The sequence below is a fragment of the uncultured Methylobacterium sp. genome (genome assembly GCF_964244095.1).
Taxonomy (GTDB): domain Bacteria; phylum Pseudomonadota; class Alphaproteobacteria; order Rhizobiales; family Beijerinckiaceae; genus Methylobacterium.
On the sequence record NZ_CAXTHR010000191.1, the window covers coordinates 1 to 6,725 of the forward strand.

The following is a 6,725-nucleotide window of genomic DNA, read 5'->3' on the forward strand; positions in this document are numbered from 1 at the left end:
CCCGTCGAGGTGACGGTGTTCGGCGTCAACGTCTACATCATGCGCAACATCCTGATGATGGATTTCGTGCGCCACACCCACTTCAAGATCTCGTTCGGGAAGCTCAACAACCTGATCCTGTGCCCGCACTGGCACCAGTTGCACCACAGCACCAACCCGCGCCATTACGACAAGAATTTCGGGCTGCTGTTCTCGTTCTGGGACCGGATCTTCGGGACGCTCTGCGTACCGGAGCCGAACGAGAGCTTCAAGTTCGGCCTCGTCGACCGCGACGTGCGCGACTACCAGTCCCTGTCCGGGCTCTACATCCTGCCGCTGAGGAAGATGTGGCGGGTGGTCAGGCGCCGGCTGCGACCCCGCCCGGCCGCGCGGGCCCGGCCGCAGGAGGGTTCGCAGCCGTGAGCCCGGAGCGCCTGGAGATCGTGCGCACGGCCGAGCGCCTCGCCGCGGTCGGACCGGCCTGGACGGCGTTGTGGCGCGGCTCCGGCGCGCTGGTGTTCCAGAGCCACGCCTGGATCGCCGCGTGGTGGACGACGGCGCCGGACGCCAAGCGGCGCAGCCTCCAGATCGTGCTGGCGTGGCGGGGCGAGACGCTGGTGGCGGTGCTGCCGCTCGCCACCTGTCGCCGCCGCGGCCTGCGCCTGCTCGAATGGGCGGCCAAGGACCACACCGATTACGGCGACGCGCTCGTCGTGCACGACGCCGATCCCGGGCTCCTGCGCCGGATGTGGAGGCACCTGTCGGCCGCCGGCGGGTTCGACCTCGTCTACCTCAACCGCCTGCTGCCGGAGGCGGCCGCCCGCGCGCTGCTCGATCCGGCCGCGGCGGCGGGGGTGCGCCTGCGCCCGAACCACCGCAGCGAGGTGAGCTTCCGCGTCGTCGGCGACTGGCCGACCGGCGCCGCCTGGCTGGCGTCGCAGTCGAAGAAGACCCGGCAGAACTACCGCCGCGGCCAGAAATTCATCGGCGACTCGGGCGCCCTGCGCTTCCGCCTGCTGCCGCCGGACGCGCCGATGGCGCCGGTGCTGGCGCGGCTGGCCGAGCTCAAGCGCGCGTGGCTCGCCGGCAACGCCCTCGAATCGAACCTCTACGACGCGGGCTCGCCGGCGCTGCCTGCCCTGGTGCGGGTGCTCGCCGAGACCGGCCTGCTCAGGGCCTTCGTGCTCGAATGCGACGGCGTGATCGTCGCGGTGTCGATCAACTTCGTCCAGGCCGGCACGATGATGGCCTTCGTGACCACCTACGATCCGGCATTCGAGCGCGGCTCGCCCGGCATGGTGCTGATGATGGACTACATCCAGTGGTCGATTGACCAGGGCCTTCGCGTCGTCGATTTCCTGTGCGGCGCCGAAGCCTTCAAGAGCCGCTTCGCTACCACGTGCGTCACCCTCGACTCGGTCATGGGTCGGCGCACCCTGCCGGGCGCCGCCGCGATGATGCTCGATTCGTGGAACCGCGTGGTGCGCGACATGCGCCGCCACCGAACCGGGCCCGCGCCCACGATCGCGAAGAGCGAGGCGGCCTGATTTCATGCCCCTGCCGGGGGCGCGGCGGCGGCGGCGGCGTGGTCCACCGCCGGCACCCGTCGGTCGGGACGGCGAGAGGTGTGGCGGAAGGCCCGCGCCGACCACAGGGCCGTTGCGAGTTCCGAGACCGCCAGCCCGATCAGGGCGAAGGCCGGCGGCAGGATCAACAGAAGCGGCACCATGATCAGGAAGCCGATGCCCGCGCTGACCAGCGCGCCCGCAGCGATCACGCGAAAGGCCGCCGAGGCTTCGAGGAAGGCCCGCGGGATCGCGTAGAGCAGCGCGGTCGTCACCACGCACCACACGCCGAATCCGATGCCCGCCATCGGCTCGTGCAGGAAGCGCCCCTTGAACAGGTAGTGCTCGATGATCGGCAGCGCCGTCCACATGGCGGCGCCGTAGGCGAGGCAGCCCAGCCCGATCAGGGCGGTGCTGCGCAGGACGAGGCCGCGGGCCTCCTGAAGGCGCCCGTCGGCCAGGAGCCCGGAGAGCTCGGGCAGCACCATGTTGTTGAGGGCGTTCGTCGGGATGCGCAGCGGCGCGAACAGCACCAGCGTCGCGGCGATCGGCGCGTAGGCCGCGGGCCCTGCCAGGAGCGCGAACAGCAGCGTCAGCCCCTGGCCCTGGACGGTGGTCCCGGTGACGCCGACGAGCGACCAGACCAGGGGGCGCCAGATCACGGCGTAGCGCCGCCGGATGCCGACCCGGAACGAGACCCGGACCGGCTGGCGGATCGCGGCGAGCGCCACGCAGATCCCGACCGCGTGCGCGGCCGCGATGCCGAGGAAGGCATGCTCCAGCAAAGCGGCGTCGCCCGCGTGGAGGGACGCGACCAGCACGAGTCCGCACGCGGAATAGACGATGTCGCTCAACCCCGCGACCCGCGGCGCCCGGCGCGCCAGCAGGACGATCCGCAGGTAGCTTCGGAACGCGTAGAGCCCGACGAAGGCGCCGCCTGCGAGCGCGGCAAGGCCGATCGCCGGGGCGAGCAGCACCGCGACCGCGGCCGCCATCACCAGGGCGATCAGCGCGGCGCCCGAGCCGAACACCACCGCGTAGCCCCGCTCGGCCGGCCGCCCGAGGCTGCGGGCCAGGAAGAGGGTGGCCGGGACCGCCACGAGCGCCCGGATATAGGTGACGCCCACGGCGCCGACCGTAAACACGATCGCGAACAGGCCGTAATCGTGGGTGCCGAGTTCGCGCACGAGCGCGATGTTCAGGACGAAATGGAACAGGCTCTGGATCAGCTCGCCGGACAGGATCACGGCGAAGCGGCGGCCGAAACGCCCGAGATCCGGCCACCTCATGTGCGGCGGCTCCGGCAGGGCTCTCGGACGAGACATGATGAGGACATCGAGCGTCCCGTCACGAGATGTGTCCATCTGTTTCCGACGATGTGCGGACTATCGACTTGGACCTGCGTCGATCGCTCCGGGGCACGGCAGCACATAGTTTAAGAACCGTTTCGCCGATCACTGGCATGCTTGCCTGCCTGGGGCTGAAAAAACCTTTCACGGTTGTTCCCGGCAATTGCAAGTCAGGAGCGCCGGGCCGGTGTGACTATGCACCGGCCCGGCGAATGTTGCCTTGTGGCTTACGTGGTCTTCCGCTCCGGCATGGTCGGATGTGCGTCCATCCATCGCTTGCCGCCTCGGCCGTAAGCGACGAGGTCGGTGGTCCGACGTTCGACAATCCTGAAGATAAAGACCGGCCCCGCACGCGGAGATCCCGGATCGCCCGCTCGAAACCGTACCGCGAGGGGCCGGGGGCTTGATCGGCCGGCCGGGATGCCGCAAGCCCGAAACCCGCACCTCGACCAGCAGCCCGTGACGCGCCGCGCATCGCCCTTCCCTCCCGCTCGGACCGGTTCCGCCTGCCCCCGCCGAGCGGTCGGCGGGCGCTCGCCGGGTCCGCGCCGCGATCGGCCGGGGGACGGCGCGCGATGACGCGCCTGAGCGACGATTGCTTCGACCCCACCGCACCCGTGATGACCGTGGAGGCGGCCGCGGCGATGATCGCGGCGCGCCTACCGGTCGTCGCGGGCGTCGAGTCCGTCACGCTCGCCCGCGCGGACGGGCGCATCGCGGCCGAGGACATCCTCGCATCGATCGACGTACCGCCCTTCGACAACGCCGCGGTCGACGGCTACGCCGTGCGCTTCTCCGATCTGGCGGAGGCGGGCGCGACGACCGTCCCCGTCCGCGGGCGCCTCGCCGCCGGCGCCGCGCCGACGCGGCTCGGAGCCGGCGCGGCGTCGCGGATCTTCACCGGCGCCGCGATGCCGGACGGCGCGGACACCGTGTTCATGCAGGAGGACGTCCAAGTCACGGCCGACGGCGTCGTGCTACCGCCGGGGCTGACCCCCGGCGCCAACCGCCGCTCTGCCGGTGAGGACGTCGCCCGCGGCAGCGTGGCGATCCCCGCCGGGCGGCGCCTGCGGCCGCAGGACCTCGCGCTCGCGGCCGCGATCGGCCGCGACGCCCTGCCGGTCCGCCGCGCCCTTCGGGTCGCGGTGTTCTCCACCGGCGACGAACTCGTCGAGCCCGGCGCCCGGCGCGGCTCCGCCGGCATCCACGACAGCAACCGTGTGATGCTGATCGCCCTGCTGCGGCGCCTCGGCGCCGAGGCGCACGATCTCGGCATCCTGTGCGACGATCCGAGCGCTCTCGAAGGCCGGCTCGTGGCGGCGGCGGCGGCACACGACCTGATCCTGACCTCGGGCGGGGTCTCGGTCGGCGAGGAGGACCACGTCAAGGCCGCTGTCGCGGCCGCGGGATCGCTCGCCTTCTGGCGCCTCGCGATCAAGCCCGGGCGCCCGGTCGCCATGGGCGTCGTCGCCGGCACGCCCTTCGTCGGCCTGCCCGGCAACCCCGTGGCCGCCTACGTCACGCTGGTCTTCGTGGTCCGGCCGCTGCTCGCCCGGCTCGGAGGCGCCGTCTACGAAGCGCCGAAGCCCGTGCCCGTGCGCGCCGCCTTCGCCCACGCGCGCAAACCCGGGCGCCGCGAGTTCCTTCGGGTGTCCCTGCACCGGGCCGCGGACGGGTCCTTCGGGCTGGTCCCGCTCCCGCGCTCCGGCGCCATCACCTCGCTCACCGGAAGCGACGGCTTCGCGGAACTGCCGGAGGCCCTCGGCCGGGTCGAGCCGGGCGACCTGATCGCCTTCCATCCCCATGCGACCCTGTGGTGAGGCCGCATAACCCCGGCTGCGGCGCAGCGGCGCTCTAGGCCCGCGCGCCGATGCGGTCTATCATCCCCCGGTCACCGGCCTCGGTTCTGCCGGACGAAGGCGACCGCACCATGAAGGCCCACGGCGAGGCGAGCGACATCCCACCCCCGCCGGGCAAGGCTCCGTTCCTTATGGTCGGGCTGGTCGCCGCCGGGCTGCTCGGCTGGGGCGGCTACGGACACTGGAAGCAGGACGCGGCGGCGGCCGAGACGCAGCGAAAGGCCAAGGAGTTCGTGCCGCGGGTGCGCGTTGCCGTGGCGGAGCTGAGCGCCAAGCCGATCGAGCTGACGCTCCCCGGCGACACGCAGGCCTTCGCGCGGGCGGCGATCTTCGCCCGCGCGACCGGCTACATCGCCGAGCGCCGCGTCGATATCGGCGCGCGGGTCAGGGCCGGCGACGTGCTGCTGCGGATCGCAGCGCCCGAACTCGACCAGCAGCTCGCCCAGGCCGAGGCGCAGGTCGGTCAGAACCAGGCCCAGCTCCTTCAGGCGCGGGCGCAGGTCGATCAGGCCCGCGCCAACGTCAACCTCGCCAACCTCACCAACAACCGCACCTCGACGCTGGCGACGCAAGGCTGGGCCTCGCGCCAGAACGCCGACAACTCGCAGGCCGGCGTCCTGAGCCAGGGCGCGACACTCGCGGCGGCCGAAGCCGGCGTGAAGGTCGCCGAGGCGAACATCAGGGCGCAGGAGGCCACCGTCGACCGCCTGAAGGCGCTGACCGGCTTCAAGGACGTGATCGCCCCCTTCGACGGGGTCGTCACCACCCGCAGCGTCGATGTCGGCGACCTCGTGAAGGCCGACGGCGCCGGCACCGCCCTGCTCGCCATGGACCGCGACGACATCCTGCGCGTCAGCGTGAACGTGCCGCAGAACGCGGCCATCGGCGTGAAGCCGGGCGTCGCGGCCGCGGTCAGAGTGCCCCAGATCCCGGACCGGACCTTCTCGGGCCGGGTCGAGCGCAGTTCGGTGGCGCTGCTCAGCGCCTCGCGCACGCTCACGACGCAGGTCGACGTGCCCAACCCCGAAGGGACGCTGCGCGCGGGCCTCTACGTCTACGTGACGCTGCAGATCCCGCGCCCGGAGCCCGCGGTGATCATCCCGGCCGAGTCGCTGGTGTTCAACCAGCGCGGAACGCAGGTCGCGGTGGTCGGCGACGACAACCGGGCCGTGTGGCGCCTCGTCCACGTCCGCCGCGACTTCGGCCAGACGATCGAGATCGACCAGGGTCTGGCGGGCCGGGAGCGGATCGTGCTCAGCCCGCCGGCGGACCTGCGCGACGGGCAGCCGGTGGAGCGCGAGGGCGACCCGGCCGAGGGCAAGCCCGTTCAGGCCGCCGCCCGCTGACGCGCCGACGGGACGCCGGCTGCGCGTTAGCCGAGCCTGCGAGGCGGCGGTCGGCTGGCCCGACGGCCTCAAGTCGCGGTCAACGTCTCGGCGGTCCCGCTCACCTCCGCCAGCCTCGTGACCGCCATGCGTGAGGCCCGGACGGGCCTCCCAGGCCGCCGCCCCGAACTCGAGACCACCGAATCGGTGTTACGGGCTGAAGGCTGCGACGTGGTGCAGGACTTCCCGTTCAGCCGCCCGGTGCCCGCCGCCGAGCTTCCGGCCCGATCCATCCCTGGAACGGCTCGGCCCGGGCGATCGCCTGACGCGCGCAGGACGCGGTCGGCGCCGGGGAACCCGGTCCTTCGCAGGGCCGTTGAGACCGGCTTTCGATCGTTTCGGAGTTCGGAGATGTTCAAGGGCGGTCTGTTGTGGCTGATCGGCATACCCCTGCCGATCATCGTGCTGATCTATTTCTTCACTTCCTGGCTTCATTAAGCCGGCACGGTATCGCAGCGTGCATCGCTGCGGGACTTCGTAGACCTACTCGGCGGCGTCGAGCCGCGGACGCTCGACCTCGGACCGCTCGCGCTTGACCAGCTCGGCCGTGCGGAACGCCACCTCCAGGGCCTGCTCCGCGTTGAGGCG

General features: G+C 72.0%; 5 protein-coding genes. 4 read left to right on the top strand and 1 reads right to left on the bottom strand.

The annotated features are described in order from the left end of the window. Together ACFE86_RS20460 and ACFE86_RS20465 are read left to right on the top strand one after the other, a co-directional pair. On the top strand, positions 1-402 hold a 402-nt coding region (locus ACFE86_RS20460; RefSeq protein ID WP_375457162.1), incomplete at its 5' end, for a sterol desaturase family protein. Then, a complete protein-coding gene (locus ACFE86_RS20465) occupies positions 399-1,526 on the top strand; it encodes a GNAT family N-acetyltransferase (RefSeq protein ID WP_375457163.1) in 1,128 nt (375 codons plus the stop codon). The genes ACFE86_RS20460 and ACFE86_RS20465, both read left to right, overlap by 4 nt. Before the next feature lie 2 nt (positions 1,527-1,528). On the opposite strand, the gene ACFE86_RS20470 is transcribed toward ACFE86_RS20465, so the two are convergent. Then, positions 1,529-2,833, bottom strand: coding sequence for a lipopolysaccharide biosynthesis protein (locus ACFE86_RS20470; protein WP_375457164.1), 1,305 nt, complete (start codon positions 2,831-2,833; stop codon positions 1,529-1,531). A 635-nt stretch (positions 2,834-3,468) separates the two neighbouring features. On the opposite strand from ACFE86_RS20470, the gene glp reads away from it, so the two are divergent. Next, positions 3,469-4,713 carry a gephyrin-like molybdotransferase Glp gene (gene glp, locus ACFE86_RS20475; RefSeq protein ID WP_375457165.1) on the top strand — a complete coding sequence of 415 codons (1,245 nt, stop codon included), beginning with the start codon at positions 3,469-3,471 and terminating at the stop codon, positions 4,711-4,713. Between the two features lie 110 nt (positions 4,714-4,823). Continuing rightward, positions 4,824-6,098 (top strand): efflux RND transporter periplasmic adaptor subunit, encoded by a 1,275-nt coding sequence (locus ACFE86_RS20480; RefSeq protein ID WP_375457166.1) that lies wholly within the window; start codon positions 4,824-4,826, stop codon positions 6,096-6,098. Positions 6,099-6,725 lie beyond the last annotated feature (627 nt).

Coding starts and splice junctions, on each gene's coding strand:
- ACFE86_RS20470 (WP_375457164.1), bottom strand. CDS start 2,833: ATGAGGTGGCCGGATCTCGGGCGTTTCGGCCGCCGCTTCGCCGTGATC.
- glp (WP_375457165.1), top strand. CDS start 3,469: ATGACGCGCCTGAGCGACGATTGCTTCGACCCCACCGCACCCGTGATG.
- ACFE86_RS20480 (WP_375457166.1), top strand. CDS start 4,824: ATGAAGGCCCACGGCGAGGCGAGCGACATCCCACCCCCGCCGGGCAAG.